The organism is Sulfitobacter sp. 1A15106 (assembly GCF_043556995.1).
Classification (GTDB): domain Bacteria; phylum Pseudomonadota; class Alphaproteobacteria; order Rhodobacterales; family Rhodobacteraceae; genus Sulfitobacter; species Sulfitobacter faviae.
Window position 1 is genome coordinate 1 of the sequence record NZ_JBIFFM010000023.1, and the last position, 18,967, is coordinate 18,967.

General features: G+C 53.3%; 13 protein-coding genes. 5 read left to right on the plus strand and 8 right to left on the minus strand.

Going from position 1 to position 18,967, the window contains the following annotated elements; genetic code table 11:
* Positions 1–517: 517 nt before the first annotated feature.
* Positions 518–1,852, minus strand: coding sequence for a type II toxin-antitoxin system HipA family toxin (locus ACGYKA_RS19555; protein WP_394439813.1), 1,335 nt, complete (start codon positions 1,850–1,852; stop codon positions 518–520).
* The gene (locus ACGYKA_RS19560) at positions 1,852–2,103 is read right to left on the minus strand and encodes a helix-turn-helix domain-containing protein (protein WP_394439815.1); all 252 of its coding nucleotides are present in this window, start codon (positions 2,101–2,103) and stop codon (positions 1,852–1,854) included. The genes ACGYKA_RS19555 and ACGYKA_RS19560 overlap by 1 nt, the downstream gene beginning before the upstream one ends.
* A gap of 380 nt (positions 2,104–2,483) precedes the next feature.
* Between ACGYKA_RS19560 and ACGYKA_RS19565 the strand changes: the two genes are divergently transcribed.
* The gene (locus ACGYKA_RS19565; protein ID WP_300056654.1) at positions 2,484–3,011 is read left to right on the plus strand and encodes a hypothetical protein; all 528 of its coding nucleotides are present in this window, start codon (positions 2,484–2,486) and stop codon (positions 3,009–3,011) included.
* A gap of 579 nt (positions 3,012–3,590) precedes the next feature.
* Here ACGYKA_RS19565 and ACGYKA_RS19570 read toward each other — a convergent pair.
* The 6 genes from ACGYKA_RS19570 to ACGYKA_RS19595 all read right to left on the minus strand — a co-directional run bounded on the left by ACGYKA_RS19570 (position 3,591) and on the right by ACGYKA_RS19595 (position 9,844).
* Positions 3,591–4,514 carry a glycoside hydrolase family 26 protein gene (locus ACGYKA_RS19570; protein WP_276155262.1) on the minus strand — a complete coding sequence of 308 codons (924 nt, stop codon included), beginning with the start codon at positions 4,512–4,514 and terminating at the stop codon, positions 3,591–3,593.
* On the minus strand, positions 4,511–6,361 hold the full coding sequence (locus tag ACGYKA_RS19575) for a glycosyltransferase (RefSeq protein WP_394393829.1): 1,851 nt from the start codon (positions 6,359–6,361) through the stop codon (positions 4,511–4,513). Before ACGYKA_RS19575 ends, ACGYKA_RS19570 begins: the two co-directional genes overlap by 4 nt.
* Positions 6,345–7,349, minus strand: coding sequence for a UDP-glucose 4-epimerase GalE (gene galE, locus ACGYKA_RS19580; protein ID WP_394393831.1), 1,005 nt, complete (start codon positions 7,347–7,349; stop codon positions 6,345–6,347). Before galE ends, ACGYKA_RS19575 begins: the two co-directional genes overlap by 17 nt.
* Positions 7,346–8,374, minus strand: coding sequence for a UDP-glucuronic acid decarboxylase family protein (locus tag ACGYKA_RS19585; protein WP_394439817.1), 1,029 nt, complete (start codon positions 8,372–8,374; stop codon positions 7,346–7,348). The genes galE and ACGYKA_RS19585 overlap by 4 nt, the downstream gene beginning before the upstream one ends.
* Positions 8,375–8,579: 205 nt before the next feature.
* Complete coding sequence (locus tag ACGYKA_RS19590; protein WP_276155258.1) at positions 8,580–9,083, minus strand: hypothetical protein; 504 nt, start codon at positions 9,081–9,083, stop codon at positions 8,580–8,582.
* A complete protein-coding gene (locus ACGYKA_RS19595; RefSeq protein ID WP_394439820.1) occupies positions 9,080–9,844 on the minus strand; it encodes a response regulator transcription factor in 765 nt (254 codons plus the stop codon). Before ACGYKA_RS19595 ends, ACGYKA_RS19590 begins: the two co-directional genes overlap by 4 nt.
* A gap of 668 nt (positions 9,845–10,512) precedes the next feature.
* On the opposite strand from ACGYKA_RS19595, the gene ACGYKA_RS19600 reads away from it, so the two are divergent.
* The 4 genes from ACGYKA_RS19600 to ACGYKA_RS19615 all read left to right on the plus strand — a co-directional run bounded on the left by ACGYKA_RS19600 (position 10,513) and on the right by ACGYKA_RS19615 (position 18,143).
* Entirely contained in the window at positions 10,513–12,237 is a 1,725-nt protein-coding gene (locus ACGYKA_RS19600; protein WP_394439822.1) for a hypothetical protein, read from the plus strand.
* A 145-nt stretch (positions 12,238–12,382) separates the two neighbouring features.
* Complete coding sequence (locus ACGYKA_RS19605) at positions 12,383–14,491, plus strand: type I secretion protein ATPase (protein ID WP_276155255.1); 2,109 nt, start codon at positions 12,383–12,385, stop codon at positions 14,489–14,491.
* A gap of 15 nt (positions 14,492–14,506) precedes the next feature.
* Positions 14,507–16,810 carry a type I secretion system permease/ATPase gene (locus ACGYKA_RS19610; RefSeq protein ID WP_394439826.1) on the plus strand — a complete coding sequence of 768 codons (2,304 nt, stop codon included), beginning with the start codon at positions 14,507–14,509 and terminating at the stop codon, positions 16,808–16,810.
* The gene (locus tag ACGYKA_RS19615; RefSeq protein WP_271690087.1) at positions 16,803–18,143 is read left to right on the plus strand and encodes an HlyD family type I secretion periplasmic adaptor subunit; all 1,341 of its coding nucleotides are present in this window, start codon (positions 16,803–16,805) and stop codon (positions 18,141–18,143) included. Before ACGYKA_RS19610 ends, ACGYKA_RS19615 begins: the two co-directional genes overlap by 8 nt.
* Positions 18,144–18,967 lie beyond the last annotated feature (824 nt).

An 18,967-nucleotide genomic window follows, 5' to 3' on the forward strand; every position in this document is an offset into this window, starting at 1 on the left:
CAATCGCATCGATGATCTTCTTCCGTGGAATTTCCAGCCGTCAAGCTGATCCTAAGTGCTGCGTAGCCGCCGCTTACGATGATACTACGCGCGGCTAATCTGGAGGTTCCATCGTGCGCTGCATTTGGTGATCACCCGGAGCTACACTGCGCTCAGGACAGTTAGGCTATGCCTGAGGAATATCTCCCGTCCCTACTTGATATTGCGCAGTTTTCTCGCCGTGTGCCAGCATTGACGGGATCATCACTGGAACGATTTCACCCTGAGCATAAGAAGGCTCTACTGAAAAACGCCAACTCTTTCACTGATCCCCGCAGGTCTTTTCAGCCCTCTGATATTTAAGCCTCTGGGCTGCTAAGCCTTGCTCCCGTTGCAACCAGAGTGACATTCCTGCTTTGCGTAATCAGTGGCATTTCTGAATGGTGTTTACAAAATATGTAGCCGGACGCGCGCTCCCCTCAAGTGCGACTCTTGTCGAAAAGTATTGGGGATAAGCTGAGAGTTGAGGCTTTATACCTTACGCACTGTTAGGCAGCCTGAGGCCATTAAGCCGTTCTAGGATTGCTTTACTTACGATATCGACAATGACTGGGGGAAAACCTGCAGGTAGGGTTTGGGCGACAATATCAAGTGTTTCGGGCGCTCTTGCCACGATCTCCTCGATGATGTCCGTCATCCGCTTTTTTGGGAGACCGGCGCGTATGGCCGTTTGCACAAAATGCCGACCGTGTATCTGATCGAACCGATAGTGGCGGCTATTTCCAACCGACATCGCCATTCTCATCTGTTTTCGCTCGATTTGGCCCGCGTGCAATGCGCCTTGTGCTGTCACGATGTCATAGAGCGGGGTCATGCGATAGCTGCCGCTAGGACCTAGGAATACGCTGAAGTTTTTGGCATGAGCGTCCGTCGCCCCCATCAGCCAGAAGATGACCTGTGCTTTAAGGAAAGTATTCTGATCGTCGATCGGTGTATCGCTGCCGTTGAGCAAGCCTAGAATATCGATCATGCCGGGCCCACCCTCGTTCTGGTATTTTAGCGTCGGTGGGATAGAGAGTGCCTGACAGCAATCTTCTTGCGGAAGTCGCAGCAATCGACCGTCTTCCGTCCAGCGGCGATCAAATCGCTCGACAACCAGAGCTTTGGTTTCGCCGAAGGTTTCGATGGTGGCTGTATTCACCGGCAGGCCAAATGCAGCGACGAGCTTCAAGCAATAGTATTCATTCTCAACGCTGTCTGAAAGGTCTACACCGTCGGGCAGTTTTCCAATTTGTGTCTTGATCAGGTGGGTAGTCGGCGTCGTGCCGTGGGGCTTGATCCACTGACCGTCATGCCAAAGCAGGGCTGTCTTCTCTTGCGCCCCCGCAATTGAAATCCTGAAGGCGTCGTCGCTGGTGAGGCCAAGCGGGGCTTGACCCAACCGGTTGAGAATTTTTTCAATGGTAGCTTCATTGATCGTTTCACCTTTGATCTTGCCGGTAGCGTCAGGTACTTCCTTGTCTCCTGAGATCTTGTCTCCTGAGATGAACTGAAGTGCCCCCACGCAGTCATGGCCGATCTTGGTCAGCATGCTGTAGGCGTCCGTACCTCGCGCGCCTACCCTTTCGGCGACGAGGTGCCGTAGCTTGTCTGAATCAGGCAGCAGGTTCTCGAAGACGGCAGAGACGGGTTCGCCGCGATAGGGATTTTCCCGCAGCGGTAGAGACAACGAAAGCGGCATGGCATGTTCCCAATCTAGCCAGTCCGTGTCGTATGTATACTCGATGGCACCGCTCGGCTGGCGCGTCAGCATTCCGACGCAGCGGTTATTCATATATACATGCAAGGGCGCATAGGCTGGACGTCGGCCCATCAGAACAATTCCTCGATATCACTTCCATGGCCTTTAGAGCGCTGTCCGATCCTGAGTTCGAGATCAAGAACTGCAAGAATAGCGAGGATGGTTTCTAGCTTGGCGGATTTTTCCCCGTTCTCTATCGTCGAAACGGTTGCCTGACGGAGGCCAGCCTGCTCGGCGAGCTTCATCTGCGACCAAGCGCGCTTCTTGCGTGCCCGCTGGATGATGGAGCCGATCTGTCTTGGGGTGCGCGCTAAATCACTCATGCACTAGATATACGCGAAGGGTATTTGCCGTCAATATTCGCCACAGAGTATAAAATAAGATTATACGCTAAGCCGTATAGTCTGGGATTACTATCTTGGACGTATAGGAGATTACGCAAAGGGAAGGAGGTTCTGATGTGAGCAAGCATGCACTTTGATCCCCAAGGGGTCATGATTGCTTGCCGATTGACAGTTCGCCGGGATGGTGCGCGATACTCCCGCTAATGCCAATGTTTGCGCGGAAGTCTTAAAATTTGAGGCACACAACGGTGTGATGCGTTCTGTGGAAGGGGAACTAGTTAGGGGCCTGGAGGTTCTTCAATGAGTCCCTATTGCTTCAGGAATGGCCTGCGGCAGTAAACTGCATTCAGGAGTACATCATGTTTGCTCAACTTAAGACTGTTGTTCTTGCTGCCGGTGTCAGCACTTTCGCGCTCAGCGGGGCCGCATATGCCTCAGAAGACCTTCGTATTTCTAAGATCGATGTTGAGGCTACTGTCGCGACTGCTTCCGAAAGCAACGCGTTGGATTTCTATCCCAACATCGAAGAGGATTTGCGCGGAGAAGTTGCTCAACGTGTGCCATTGAGCAGTGATGGCGCCGATCCACAAATCAGGATCGACATTCGCAAGATTGCACTGAATGGTGCAACGATGCTTCCTGAAAGTAGAGAGTTCAATGAGTTAGAGGGGGTTGTTAATATCACCAGCCCGACAGGAGAGAATGCAGGGCTAAGCTTTCCTGTAAGAATTTCGGCCTACACCGGTGATACGGTCGCGCCTGAAGGTTTTGTTAACATCCTGCCTACAGAGGCTGACTTCTATGTTGCAATGGTTTCGACCTTTGCTGATGTCGTGGCCGAGAACCTAACCAACGTGAACACTTCTGGAAACAAGATCGACCCATAAACGCGATATTCTCTCTGGCGCCCTTCCACCGCTACGCAGAGAACTGGCGCGGGCCGTCCTTCTCCCCCAAGGCCTGCGCCTTTATCCGCTTCCAAGAAGTCTTTTCCTGGAACGCCGTCGGACATTCATGAATGTCGTTCGTTTGTTGCCGTGTTAGCGGCGATAACACTTTGATTTTTGGCCAAAGCCTGCGGGGGTGCAAATATAGCCGCCTGTGCCGGACCCCGCGGACGCAGTCTTAGTTGCTTGCGCCATTGCGTGCTCGGCAAAACCGGTGCCGAAAACGACCGCTAACATTGCTGAAAATGCAAAAATACCGCGCCGGGACCGGCGTGCCAGGTTCTTGTCCACAACTGCTCTCCTCAAACTCGGGCAAGCCTTTCTGATGTTGGCTTGCCTCGAATGATCGTGGAGCAACTATGCGGATATGATGTTTACGGTCAAGACGCCCATGTGTCTGGTCTATGCATCTCACACTTGGGATTGGCATTTTACAGAAGCAATTAGCGCCTTCAGAGCGTTGTGGTCTTACGAGAAGCTCTCTTTAAGTCGTTATAAGGAGAGTATTTCCCAAGCGACTTAGCGCCCTTCTGGTAAGACATGGGCGGTTTGCCGCCAATTGGGATAACCAAAGCCGTCCGGCCAGGGATAAACTTCCTTTTGCGCAAAATAGACGACCGCTTCGAGTTCGGGATAAGAGGCACTCATCGTCCGAACATCAGCGTTCCACTGCGCGACATGCTCTGCATCCCCAGAAAACCCAAGCTCTGCGACCATGATGGGTTTGCCAAGAGTTACAGCTCTCTCATAGCGCGGGCCGAAAATATCCTCAAAGGATTGAGCCTGGTTAAGGACCGCTTCTTCCCAAGGCTCGAAGCTGAACACCGAGAGCCCCACAACATCTACGACATCATCACCGGGATAGTAGTCTGCGAGGTTTTCATATCCGAGGGGGGACCACATATAGCGGGCAGTCGGTACGTTGCTGCGGCAAATTGCGTTCATCCGACGGAACGCAGAGATATAGTCCTCTGGGCGCCAATTAGACCAGATGAACTGGCCGCTAGGGTCCTCCATTTCTTGGGCCCAACGGATCGTCATCGGAATATCAAGCTGACCTAAGGCCGAGCAGACGTTTTGCATGGTGGCATCGTAAGTGCCATTTTGAATGCCTTCGCGCAGGACTGTAGGGCTGTTTCGGTCGTCGCGGGACCATGTCCAAGGCTCAATTGTGATGAGCAGAGTTCGGCCGCGCTCTTTTGCGTAGTTTTCTGCCTCAAACAGGCTGGGCAGCAATACGTCTTCCCACGGGAGGAAGAGATGTTCGATCGAAACCCCTTCCAACTCCGAAAAGTCGCCATTTGGGTCATAGACGCCGAACGGGAGGTCCCCTGGGGGGACGGTTTGTGCAGGCGCCGCGGTTCCAAAGGCAAGCGCGCAGAGAGATGATACAACTCCAAGAGAAGATGCTCGTTTGGGGGTGAACATATGAAGGGGTTTCATTTCTTGCCTCCTTTCAGGGGGACTGCATTGAGCATTTGCGACCACCAACGGGGATTATAAACCATGACATAAGGAGAGCCCTGTCCGCCCTGCCCCGCGCCGGTCACAACATAAGTGGGTGTGAATATACGGACTGTGCTACGTGTTTCGGTCAGCGCGACTAAGCCTGCATGGCCTCGCTCTCCTGCGGCGATAACAATGCAGGCTGCTGACACCCCCACACAGGTAAATTGCGCGACGGTTCGGGGCTTCCATATCGCGGCGCGCAATTGGTTTTCGCTTAGATGTTTAACAACAATGACGACGAAGACGGTGGTGTATAGAGTGCCGTTTACGAGGGCGAAGATGTAAAAACCGGCAGCTTCTTCCGCTCCTTCTATCAACAGCACCGGGAGCAGGGAAAAAAGCGCCAAGATTAAGTAGGGCAATAGAACCCTCCACCCCAGCATCGGCACATCCTGCTGGCCCTTTGGTGTCACACGAAAATCGACAAAGCTTCCTGTGAGCGTATCTCGCACGGCCATGAGGCTCCCTAAGATTACCCATGGCCACTGCACCAGGGCAAAGAGCATTTTCTCCCACCCCAACACCTTGGCATCATGGGGGCGGAAGAACCCATCGGCTCGCATACATAACACAAGGGTGATCATGACAACGATGGAGGGCCAAACATGAACCAAGAATGCGGGAAAGGTAATGTTGGCATAGCGCACGTCGAACACGAGTGCTGCGATAGGCAGCATAAACATCAGTGCCATGAACCCAGCCAGTAGTGGATACCACAACTGGCAGAAAACAAACTGAAGCCTGCGGCCTGCTGAAAGACCTGCAAAATAGCGTGGCGTGTGCTGGAGCAGGATGGTCATTAGGCTCCGTGACCACTGAAACTCCTGCACGATGAGATCGGCCACTGTGGATGGGCCTTCTCCCATAGCAATGGCATCGATGGCATGCATGCCCTTCCACCCCCCAGCATTGAGGATCATGGACGTAGAATGGTCTTCGGCGAGCTCAGGGCCGAGCCCGCCTACAGCACGCAGCGCCTTTGTTCGCACGGCATAATGTGAGCCAATACACATGGGCGCCCAGCCGTTTGCATATCCCGCCTGTACGACGCCGTGAAAGACAGCTTCTGTGTGTAGCCTACTGCGTGCGGCCCAGCTTTGAGATGCATTGCGCGAGCAGATACTGGGCGCTGTTACATAGCCGATGTCCGGGTCTGCAAAGGGACGAAGCATCTCGTGTAGATAAGTGGGCTCGGGCACATGATCAGCGTCGAGCTGGGATACGATATCATAGCGCTCATACCCATAATGGTCGTAAAAATAGGCCAGGTTGCCTTCTTTGCATCGCGTCCGCCGAGGCCAGCTCTTGTTGTGATATGCTGCGACCCCTTTGCGTGTGGAGACGTGAACACCATGCGCGCGACACCATTCCAAGGTTTCAGGGGTAGGGTCTTCGTCTGCCAGCCAAGTGTCATGGGCTACTGTTTGGGCGAGCATGGCTTTTAGTGTTGTTTTGACGACCTCGAAGGGTTCTGCGGGCGCTTTCGTCACGACCATGGCAACCCTGCATGGGCCTAGCTGGGCAAGTGTGCCGGTCGTATGATGTGATCGCAGAAAAAGGTTAAGAAAATAGGCTTGGATAAAAAAGAGCCAGGCCACACAAAGCGTGACGGGGGCATAGAGATACCAAGCGGTGACATGCTCTGGCTGCAGCCACCAGTGCCAAAAGAAGGCGACGGTGGCCAGCCATAGGCCAGCTAACAGAACATAGCGTATTTTCACCTTCCCTTTCAGGAGGGGCTGGCGGAAAAGCTGCGTATTATGCTCAGGCAGATTTTGCATTTTGCACCTTCAATAGGCCAAAGCTGCGTGCTGCATCTGTTACGATGGTATGGATGTCAGAGTGGCTTGGATCAAAGCCTATAACTTCTCGGGCTTGATCGATGTCTGCGATCAGCTTTGGCGGATCCCCCCGCCGCCGAGGCGCTTTACGCAGTTTTACTTTGGCACCGGTTACTTCCTCGACCACCTGAATGACCTGCATATTCGACACACCGCTTCCACTGCCAAGGTTCAACACCAGGCTGCCACCGAACTTTTCCAAATGTGCCAATGCCATAAGGTGACCGCGCACCAGATCGCTTACATGAATATAATCGCGTACACAGGTGCCGTCGGCCGTGTCGTAATCTGTCCCGAACAGGGCCAGCGCATCCCCCTGCGGAAGCGTGGCGGCGAGGGCCAGTGGGATGAGATGGGTTTCGGGGGAGTGCTTCTCGCAGAGAGCGCCGCTTGGGTCTGCCCCGGCGGCATTGAAGTACCGCAATATTGCAAAGTCCATGTCCGCCTGTCCCGCGACATCGCGCAGCATGGTTTCGCAGATCAATTTGCTCTGTCCATAGGGGCTGATCGGGTGTTGAGGGGTTGTTTCCGCAATAGGGACGGTTTGCGGGATACCGTAAGTGGCACAGCTGCTGGATAGGATGAAGCGGCGCACGCCGGCAGCTAAACAGGCCTGTAGCAGAGAGATCATTCCATAAACATTATTGTCGTAGTAACTGATCGGGTCCTGCATAGAGTCCCCCACATAGGCAGAGGCGGCAAAATGCAGAACGGTTCTGACGTTATGCTGGCATAAGGCCTCTGTGAGCTGTGGCGTATCGCGCAGATCGATATGGGCGAGCGGTCCCCATCGAACGGCATCCTGATGACCGGTTGTCAGGTTGTCGACAACCAATGGGGCTCGCCCCTCGGTACCAAGCGCATAGCAAGCGTGGCTTCCAATATAGCCTGCGCCGCCGGTCACACATATGCCATTGGAGACGGTCATTCTGCGATCAGCGCAGGTTTCATCTGCCGCAGCTCAGTCTCAAAATAGGGCATCGTGTAGTTGAGCCCTTCGGCCAAAGAAATGCGCGGTGCCCAGTTCAGGTCCCTGTTCGCTTTTGTAATGTCAGGGCAACGTTGTCTGGGGTCGTCCTGCGGCAGGTCCCGATAATGTATGATGGGCGGGAGGCCGAGGATCTCCAGAATGCCATGGGCAAGAGCAGCTATCGTGAATTCTTCTGGATTGCCGAGGTTGTAGGGCCCAACCGCGCTATCTGGTGCGGCCATCAAAGCCATAAGACCTGCGATCATGTCGCTCACATAGCAAAACGATCGAGTTTGGTTGCCATGTCCGTAGATCGTAAGAGGTGCGCCTGACAAGGCCTGTACCATAAAGTTTGAGATGACCCGCCCATCGGTTGGGCACATCGAAGGACCATAGGTGTTGAAGATCCGTGCGACTCGTATTCGGGCCCCTCTTGTCTGGTAGTAGTCATAAAACAGGGTCTCGGCCGCGCGCTTGCCTTCGTCATAGCAGGCCCGAGGCCCCATCGTATTAACGCACCCTCTATAGTCTTCCGATTGGGGAGAGGTCTCCGGATCGCCATAGACTTCTGAGGTAGAGGATTGCAGGATTTTTGCGTCACAGGATACTGCAAGTTCCAGAAGGTTTATGGCCCCCCAAATGTTGGTCTTGAGCGTATGGATGGGGTCTATTTGATACTTCGGTGGTGAGGCTGCACAGGCGAGATTATAGACCTCATCAACAGGGCCAATATCCGGCAAGGGATCGATAATATCATGCCGTACCAATATGAAATTGGGGTCGCTCAGTAGGAGCGCGATATTGGACATTCTGCCAGTTTCAAAGTTGTCCATGCAGATGACGACATGTTCGTCGTTCAAAAGCGTATGACATAGATGGCTACCGAGAAAACCAGCGCCGCCTGCAACCAAAATGCGGCGTCTAGCCTTGGGACCTCTGGATATGGTCCGGTTCGAATGCAATTTAGGTCTGTGCAAGCTCATAGGATTTCCTCCAGTATCAGACCATTAGCCCCAAGCAGCTGAGCGAACGTATCGATCAAGGCTGCATAGATATTTTAACGCAGCGACTTTGCATGATGCGACAACTCGGCCCTGGCACAGTGTCTATGATACTAGTTTAAAATCAAAATCTTACCTGTGAAGCTAACAATAGGGTTAGCCTGCTCAGGCTTCAGCCTTGAGCGGGTCAACGCGGGAAGTCGAACCGCTGAATAACTTGCCAAATCGCGTGGTTGATGAGGGCCAACTCTTTGATGGCGGCTTCAATATCTTCGGCCGCAGCGTCGTTTAGGGGATGCGATTGCCCCATCTTCAACGTATCCTTGCGGTCGGCAATGCGCATCAAGATGGTACGGGGATTTTCACCATCCGCGTCAAAAGCATAGATGCAGTGATTGTAGCGGTTCCGTAGTCTGGCTTGCCCTGAAATACGACTTGTGATGTCGAGAACCGCCGCTCTTTGGTTGGGCGAGATTCTCTCTAATTTTGCCAACCGTTCAACAAGGTCAATCCGCGCGCGGGTGGTGTTCAAGGTCAAGAAAATGACCGTTGCCGTTTCTTTGTCGATCTCAGACAAGCCTGCAATGAAGTGGATCAGTAGGCTTTCAGTGTTGGTCCAAGTATAGTTGAGCTTGCCAACAAGCAGAAGAAAATCATCAAACTGCAACTGTCGGCCAGCTTGTTCTCTCATTTCGGTCTCATTTCCATTTTGGATTGCTCCAAAAACCAAACGGCTGCTTCTGTACGATTATTGACGCCAAGCTTGGATATCACGTGATGAATGTGCAGTTTTACAGTATGCTCGGACAGCCCCAAGCGATTAGCGATGATCTTGTTCTGCTTACCTTCAGCGACGCAGGTTAGCACCTGCATTTCTCGGCACGTCAGATCACTCTTTGCAACCTTAAGTGCTGGATCAGGTAGACTTAAAGAATCTTGAACGGCAGTCTGAAGCGGCGTTGTGTGTTTCTCGCATGGTTCTATCGCCTGTAGTGTCTGCCCTTCGATAGCGTCGTAAAGCTCTGAAGGGACGTACTTTTCTCCACAGATGAGGAGCTGTAGTAGGGTGAGCCAGCAATCTACATCTCGGTTCATTGGCAAGAAGGCTAAGTTAAGTAGTGGCCCGCTCGCCCTCATCTCGTTCAGGATAGTCCGGATCGGCTTAGATTGCCGATAGGACAGGGCCACCGTGGCATTGGAAAAACGCTCCAGCAGCATGGGAAGCGCAGCTTTTAGGCCGTCAGCCATAGACTGATTTAGAATGATGCTGCGAACCCGATCCGGGCGACAGATTGATAGCTCTAAAAGCTCTTCGACAGAGGCTAACCGATAAAAGTCGATATTCTCAAATTTTGTTCGAGCCAGTGTAAGTAATGTATCTGAAAAATCATGTGAGTTTCCCACAAAATAGCAGGAGATTTTATCAGTTCTGTTGCATTCAATTTCTTGCATAGCATTGTCCCTAGTCCGGCTACAATGTTCTATGCCTGTCTGCCTCATTGCGTATTCTTTGCGCTGCATAAATCAGCGATGTTTATTCACATGTTAAAAAGAAGTCCCTTGTAGTGGTAGAGATTCTACCTCTTTGTGGCTAGATAATAACACAAATCGCCTAATTATGGTTATATTTTTAAGGGGAGCTGAATTTTCTACCTAAGGTTAGCATTGCTCGTGCTTTATTAAATCGAAAGGCGTAGGTTTCCGCGCCGAGAATTATACACCCTTTGTCCTGCACTTGTTTCTGAAAAGATGAATTGGTCAATTTTATCAGATGGCTAATCGATTTTCACAGCGACTAGTCCTATTGGCCAGATAGGTTTTTCCGCCGATCTTAGAGATATTCAGCCTTGTCACCATAATGTGACGACGTGCTCTCTGCTGAGGACGCGTCGGCGGAGCCGAATGTCTTGAGCCTCTGCGCAGGCCTCTTCGCTCCCGTCATCTTGCAATTAAGGCAAATAAGGGAGGCGCACTTATCACTCAATATCTACGGAAAGCCGCGTTCTGAACCCTAACCTGGGGTTGTCGCGCAACAACTTCGAAACCAACAGAAACGCACATCCCTATGGTCGCTTTTGAAATGAGCAGCGTCCCGGCATGTGCTTCACAGGAGAAATACAATGACCACCAAGAACAACTGGGGTAACTTCGGAAATATTTTCCATTTTGGCGGTGGCGCTCAAGACCAGGAGCAAGACCAGCTGCAAGCGCAGGGTCAAGGTCAGCTTGGCCTGCAGGCGCAAGGTCAAGGCCAGGTCTCGGATCAAGAGCAAGATCAAACCTCTACTCAAGACCAAACCTCTGAAAACTGGAATGGCAATGGCAACGGGAATGGTAACCTGAACGCCAACCTTGGCCTGAACGGGAACCTGAATGGTAATCTTTCTGACAACGCAATGACGAATGATACCAACACCAACAATACCAGTAAGACGAATAATACCAGTACGACCGATAATACTAGTACGACCACCAATACCACTGGCATGACTAACCACAGCTCTACCACTGTTGGTGTTAACGTCGGTATGAACATGGAAGGGTATATGCCCAACGATGACGACTTTGCTGACATTGACTTAAAAGATGCGTCCGCAAATGATTTCATCATGGCTAAGGGCGACATTGACTATAACCCAGGCAATGATCTTGACCTCGATGATATCCTTAATGATGCGTTGAATGGTGCTGGCAATGATGCGGGCACGGTCAATGCCCAATCCAACAGCCTCAATGACAACGACAATCTGAGCAACGTTCAGAACAGCGGTACGATCAACCAGACAAATACCTCGAATGGCGGCACAGCAACTTCCGCTGATGGTATTGCTGCGGGTGCTGCCGGTGGCAATAGTGGTCATGGCGGTGCAGCAAACGGTGCTGGAGCCCTGGGCGGCCTTGGTATCGCAGGCGCGGCGACTGCCGATGGCGGCCAAAGCGGTGCCGGCGGCGGGTCGTCCGCAGCTGGAGGTGCCGGTGCAGCCGGTGGTGATGCTGCAGCCGTGGGCCTCGGTCTCGGTATTGGCAGTGCGGATTCTAGCAGTGATGCTGATGGTGACGACGGCGGTGATGCAACCTCGATCGGTGCGGGTCTCGGTCTCGGATTGGCCGGTGCAGGTTCTGGTGCAACTGGAGGTGATTCCGGTGATGCAGGTGGCATCGGCGTCGGCGTCGGCCTAGGAGGCGCTGATGCGGATTCCAGCGACGCCGATGGCGGCTCCGCGGGAAGCCTGTTTGGTATCCCCATCGCAGGCGGCGGCACCACTGGAACGGCAGATGCTGATGCCTTCGGCGGCGGTATTGGGCTTGGCCTTGGCCACAGTGGAGACGGCGGCGATGCCGGTTCAATGGGTCTTGCCCACAGCTCAGGCACCGGTACCGGCACCGGTGGAAATGCCAACGGCGGTGATGGCGGTGATGCAGGCGCTTGGGCTGCGGCACTGAACAATGCCCAAGGCAACGGCGGCATCAATACTGCCGGTGCGGGTGCTGGTGGTGACGGCTACGGCGGTCACTCCTGGGGTGGAGACACCGGGAATGCCTTTGGTGGTCAAGCAACTGTCGGTGGCGTTCAAGCCGGTGGCGGCACCGGTGGTGCTGGCGGTAACGCGTACAGCGGTGCCGGCGGTGCGGGTGGAAATGCTGGGCAATGGGGCTCAGGCAATGGTGACGACGGTTTCGTGACCGGAGAATCCTTCGCCTCGGCTGCCTCGCAGATCGACACCACGGCCTTCAACATGTCGATCGTTCAGGGTGCCAACGTACTTGGTAACACGGTTGATATGACCGTTGTCGGCGGCGGCTTCAGCTCCAGCTACATCGGCGACGATGGCGATGGGGCATAAGTCTAAGTAACGGTTCCGGGGCTCAGCGTTTTCTGGGCCCCGGTTTTTTAATCTCAAGATGGTGGCTGCGCATTCCCTCATCTTGGCAGGCTAACGAGGAACCCAGTGTCGCAACTGTTTATATGGCAGAAATGGAACTGGCAGGATGTTAGACAAGTTCACTGAGATTATCTCACATCTGATTGGTATTTTTCATACCACGATCGAAGCTGAACGACTGCGCGACGCTTATGAAGATTTCAAATATCAGCAACGTCACTCTGAAGTGAATGACATCGAGACTACCCCTACACATTTTGAATTGCGTTATACTCTTAGAGATTTTGACCCAGAACTAAAATACACGCCCCTTGCGAACGAAACCCCCTTCAAAGTCTGGTTAGCGAGTACGGATCCGATCCATCTCAGGGAACCGTATGCTCCCGGTCAGATGACCGCCTTTCCTGATCTCTATATTGAGCAGGGGTATTCCTCTTTCTTCCCTGCAGCGCGTCCTTCGCTCGTCCTTGAGCCCCCGGGGAGCGTGGTCACGGTAAGCGTGCAAAGTGCTTTGATGGAGGACAATGATCTTCTTCGGATGAACAGTGTTTATGCCGAGTTCAATGATCCTTCTGTATACATTGCCGCTTTGGCCAGCCTTCAAGAAGCGGCTCAAATCCTGGGTGTACTGACAGTGCAATCCACTCTGGATTTCAATAGCAGCGGTGGCGCATCCTTTATCACATTACACGACCTTATGGTCCAAACGGACGATACATCCCGCCTTGGAGAACAAGTTGTGGTTCTGCATGGGTCTGAAGCCTACGGCATGTTCGTCGGAGGGTCACCTGTCGAGACCCTGCCCTTGCTGGACGACCTTATACCTGAGCTTCTCCAGACTGAGGATGATACCGCGGATGAAGATGATGACAGGTCATCGAGCGTCCGCACGAGCGATCTCGATTTGGCGCCAGATGTGAAAACGCAGGCGCCTGATGATCACGAGAGGATTGAAGATAAAGACCCGTTTGATAGCCTGAATCCTCCCTCTGGGGAAGCTGAACTCTTTGGCCTTGAGAGCGGCCACCAGGTGGTGACTGGTGGTAACAAGATGGTCAATGACGTGGTCATGAATGTCTCTTGGCTCGATGCTCCTGTCATATCAGTCATGGGAGATGTCGTTGATCTGAATTTGATCAGCCAAGTCAATGTACTCGCGGAACATGCCACTTTTAGTGGTGTGCTGCAGGGCAGTCTTTCAACCACATTCAACGTGGCGATGATGTCCTCCACCTCTCAATTTGCCGGCGCAGAGACCACCGACGGATCGCCCGAACAGTCCGTAGAAGATAATGAAGACATCTATATGGGCCTACCTAAAAACTGGGCGGTTACCCGGATTGAAGGCGATGTGCTCACTGTGAACTGGGTGCAGCAATACAGCTTCATGGCAGACGATGATCGCGCAGATGTACAAATTACTGGGACCAACAGTTACATCGGTCTGGGCGAGAACCTCATAGTCAACTTGGCCAGTCTCGCAGAGATTGGATATGGCTACGATCTTATTATGATTGGCGGCGATTTGATCACGACCAATCAGATCAGCCAGATGAACGTGATGCTGGATTTTGACAGTATCACTGCTACAGGCGCCGGCCCGCTTGGGGTTTCAGTCAGTGACAATCTGCTGTTCAACGGCGCTTCCATATCTACGGTTGGTATCAATAGCTACGGGGCAATGAGCGAAAATTTCGCGGCCGCGAGCAAGGCCTTTGCAGATGGCGCACAGTCCATAGACCGTGATGTTGCCCACGATGATGTGTTTACCGGCGATGAACTGTTAACCGTGCTTTATATCGCGGGGGATTTCAAAACCATCAATTGGGTCGAGCAGACCAATATTATGGGCGATAGTGATCAGGTCCATTTGGCTCTTGATGCTTTTACGGCGAAGTCAGGCATGTCGGCGAAACTCTACACAGGGTCGAATGCTGAAATTAATACTGCATCTATAAATGTTTATGGCGCTGATTCCGAAGTGCGCGTGCAGGGTGATGTCTATAGCGACGCCCTATTATACCAGGCAGACCTGATCGATACGACGTCTGACCCCACTGGGGTCTTCATGCCGGCGCTGGCAAATGAAGCCGTCCTGTTTCTCGCCGATGGTATGATCACCAACCCCTCTCATTCATCGGACGATCCCGGCATCGTTCCAACCTCACCGGAAAGCATAGCATCTCCCGATCTGATGCAAACGTTGCTGGCCTGATAGAGCAGAGCGCATATGAATTACCGTAATCCTTTTCCAGCTCCCCCCTTCTCTACTAGAACTTCAAAAGCAGATAGACGCTCGCGCGTCTCCACGGCACTTCCTGCAGGGCAAGAGTTCAGAAATGCACTGCTTTTGACACCGTGGATGCGATATGCTGATCCCCTGCCAGAGCTTGACGAGGGGGCGCAGAACGCTCCGAAAAAGACAGGCCCGAAGGTAGAAGCTGAGGCGCCTCCTGCACGGCCGCAAGCCGATACCAGCCATCTTAAAGCTGTGCAGAATTCTGAGGAGGACACACCAGAAAAAGGCGCCGTCCGCCAAAGCACCGCGCAAAATAATAGCCAAAAACATCCCCAGGCCTCTCAGGAAGAGGCACAAGAGACTGAGGCAAAGGCTGCGCCTGAACAGCCGACCGAAGCAAAAGCCAAACAAGCAGAGCCAAGCAAAACCACATTGGGTGGCATCCAGATTGAAGGGGAGTCCGGGCCGATCTTGAAGTCCGGTCATGGCAACAAGCCGCCCAGTGGCACGGGGGGCGGCGGCGGTGGTGGCGGGAATGGGGGCAAGCCCACCTTCCACAAGCGCGGCGCACCTGATCAATTTGCAGCTCAGCTGAGGAAGGGCAAACAGATCGTGCGGCGCAATATGGGCTTCGTAATGATCTTGACGTGCGCCACGAACGTCTTGGTTCTGTCGATCCCCATCTACCTGTTTCAGATCTCTGATCGTGTCCTGACCAGCCGCTCAATCGACACTTTGATCATGCTCACAGTGGTTATCGCTGGCGCTGTGATCTTACAGGCCATTTTTGATGCGGTACGCCGCTTTATTCTGATGCGCACTGCAGTTGAAGTTGCGGTGCGGCTTGGCGGGCCGGTGTTAAGTGCCGCAGCGCATTCATCGCTCCATGATAACGGGAGACAGTATCAGACGCTGGGTGATCTGCAATTGCTGCGCAGCTTTCTTGTTTCTGGCACACTGATTTCCTTTCTCGATGTTCCTTTCGCGCCTTTGTTCATCGCAGCCATCTTTCTCGTTCATCCGCATCTGGGGGTGATCGTGGTCGCGACAGCCATTACCTTGATGGTGATCGCCCTGATCAACCAAAAAGCAACGTCCAAGCCTTTTGCTGAAGCCAATATGGCTCAAGCGCGCGCCAACATGCATCTCGATTCCATGTCCCGCAACAGCCAAATCATCAACGCTCTTGCCATGGTCCCTGAGGCTGTCACACTTTGGGGGCGGGACACGGCGTCCTCTCTCCGGTCTCAGGTTATTGCCCAGGATCGCAACATCATCTGGGCTGCGGTGTCGCGTGGTGCCCGTTTACTCACCCAAATCGCAATGTTGGGTTGGGGGGCCTTCCTTGCCATCGAGGGAGAAATTACGGGGGGCATGGTGATTGCGGCGTCGATCATCGCGGGCCGCGCGCTCGCACCGATTGAAGGTGCCATTGAGGGCTGGAACGGCTTCTCCCAGTCACGCGCCGCATATCAGCGCGTTGCGAACCTGATGATGACGGCCGTTCAGAAGTTTGAAAAGTTACGTCTGCCCCAGCCAGAGGGTCGGTTGAATGTAGAGCGCCTGCTCTATGTGCCTGCAGGTACAAAGCAAGTTGTTCTTAATGGCCTTACTTTTTCACTGCAGCCTGGAGACTCGCTGGCGGTGATTGGCAACTCCGGGGCCGGCAAGACCACTCTGGGGAAAATGTTGGTTGGGTCAATCTTGCCGACCTCTGGCAATGTGCGACTTGACCTCATGGACCTGCGCAACTGGGATACCCGGCAGCTTGGTGAGAACCTCGGATATCTTCCTCAAGACGTTCAGCTATTTCCCGGCAGCATCAAGAACAATATTGCGCGGATGCGCTCCGATGCGCGCGATGAAGACATTCACCGCGCGGCTGTCTTAGCAGATGTGCATGACATGATTGCTTCCCTGCCCCACGGCTATGAAACGATGGTTGCAGCAGATGGCTCTCCGCTCTCTGGCGGTCAGAAGCAGCGCATTGCTCTTGCGCGCGCCTTCTACGGAAACCCACGCTTCTTGGTGCTAGATGAGCCCAACTCCAACCTCGACACGGCCGGGGACCGCGCTTTGGCCAATGCCATCCACCGAGCTGGCGAAGCAGGCATCACGGTCGTGGTGATCACTCAAAAACCATCTTTGTTGAGTGTTGTGGACAAGATCATGCTTTTGGCTGACGGCAATATCGCGCTCTTTGGCGAGCGCCAGCAGGTGCTCCAACAACTTTCCCAGCGAAGCAACAACGGCAATCCCCCAGCACCCCATCAGGGAGGACCGAACAATGGGTGAATTGGTAGTCTACGCAGAGCCCCCTGAGTGGTATGATGAGGTGCCCCGCTCCATTACGCGTCAGGTTATTTTCGGGCTTTCCTTGCTAGCGTTTACTTTTGGAGGCTTTGGCTTTTGGGCTTTCAAAGCCCCTTTGGCGGCGGCCGTTATTTCCCAAGGCAGTTTTGTCGCGACAGGAAGCAACAAGATCGTGCAGCACCTAGAGGGAGGCATCATCAAGGAGATTCTTGTCGAAGAAGGTCAAGATGTCGAAGCGGGCCAGCCTCTGCTGCTTTTAGACGAGACTTCTGCCCTAGCCACGGAAAGGGAGCTGTTCTTGCGCCAGGTTCGGCTAGAGGCCATGGAAGCCCGCATTCTTGCAGAATACGATCAAAAGGACACGCTCATCTACCCTACCCATCTTGAGCAACTGCGGAGTGATTTCAATATTGCCTCCATGCTTGACGGACAGGAAATTGTGTTCGATGCCGCGACACGCCAGCTGCAGAATGACGTTAATCTGCTTCAACAGAGCATAAATGGTCTGCGCGAGCGTGCGCAGGGCTATGAGCAACAGCTCAATGCAACAAAGGTACAGCTAGAGATCCTGAACGAAGATTCTGAGGCCAAAGAAGCTCTTTTGAACAAAGGTCTCATCCGGCGTACAGAGTACAACACATTGCGGCGTGCTGTGGCTGAAGCCACGGGTCAGATTGGGCGGCTCGAGTCTGAAATCAGAGAAACTCAAGCGCTTTCCATGCGCTACGAGTCCCAGATAGAACAGACCATCAATGAGCGGCAAGCGGCGGCTCTTGATGAACTACAAGTGGTGCAGTCAGAGCTTGAAAGCATTCGAGAGCAGGCACGCAAGGCTCAAGGTGTCCTACACCGCGCTGAAATCGTGGCCCCTGTGTCGGGCACTGTTGTGCGCCTGCACTATCATACAGCGGGGGGCGTTATTGAGAGCGGGAAGGCTATATTAGAGATCCTTCCAACGGGTGAACCGCTGATCATCGAAGTACAAATTCCGCGGACTGAGATTGATGTTGTGCGCAAAGGTCAAAAGGCAACGGTACGTCTGACCGCCCTAAATCAGCGCACCACACCTATCCTAGAAGGGCAAGTCTACTATGTATCGGCCGACGCGATCCTAGATCGGGCAAATGAGGTCCCTCAGGAGATTTATGTGGCCCGTGTGTCAGTGCCACCGAAGGAGCTTGACCGTGTGCGGGGATTTACCCCGACGCCAGGCATGCCGGCGGAGATCATGATCACAACGCAAGACCGCACCTTCATCCAATATCTTATGAAGCCTGTTACTGACAGTATGATACGCGCTTTCCGCGAACAGTGAACGCGCAACACAAGACGCGTGTACGATTGGCCACTGGCGGAGCTTTGGCGCATCCTTTGTCTGACCAAAGACACGGCGATGTCAGCCCCAGCAGTACTTTTCATCCCTACGGTCAGTGCATGCCGGGAGGGCTCATGTGCAAGCTTGCCACCCGCGGATAGCCGCACTGCTCTGGGTTTACATATCGAAGGGCGTATCGGGGATCATGCGTAAAGGGTTAATTAACGATCTAAGAAGTATTTTACCCGTAATGTACGGCTACGAAGAAGATGGGTTGGCATGCTGCGGGCACCTAGGAAAAACAGACACGCTAGAGGGATACAGGTCTATGCGCGATCCTGAACGGATAAAGTTACTCGAAAAAGCATTGATAAAGTATGTTGAGCTATATGGCTTCATAGATGAAGCCCGTGAGTACTATATCCGTAATGCGGATGGGGAAGGCCCCGGGTCCAAGCAAAAACACTAAGCCTAAGAGCTCAGATTTCTGAGGCTCTCTTGGAGAAAGGCTTTGTGTTGATGCGATCTTCGCAAAGGAGCCAGTGGTATAGAGGCCGACGCGCAGGTTTTAGGCGTCGCGGACGCAGCTGTGCGCTTCGGCTGGCAGCATCGCCTTAGGAAGGCCTTTTTTCCAACTGAAGGTGGAGCGTCAGCCAGACATTAAAGCGGGTTTGCTGCACGAGCTTGGTATGCGCCCTAGTGCTGTTTCTACAGCAGAGCTAATTCGAGACCACTTCAAAGCATGACGATTGTGCAACCGGTGGTCTGGAAATTCTCTGACACCATGATCACGCATCCTGGCATTCCCACTTTATGTAGGCCTT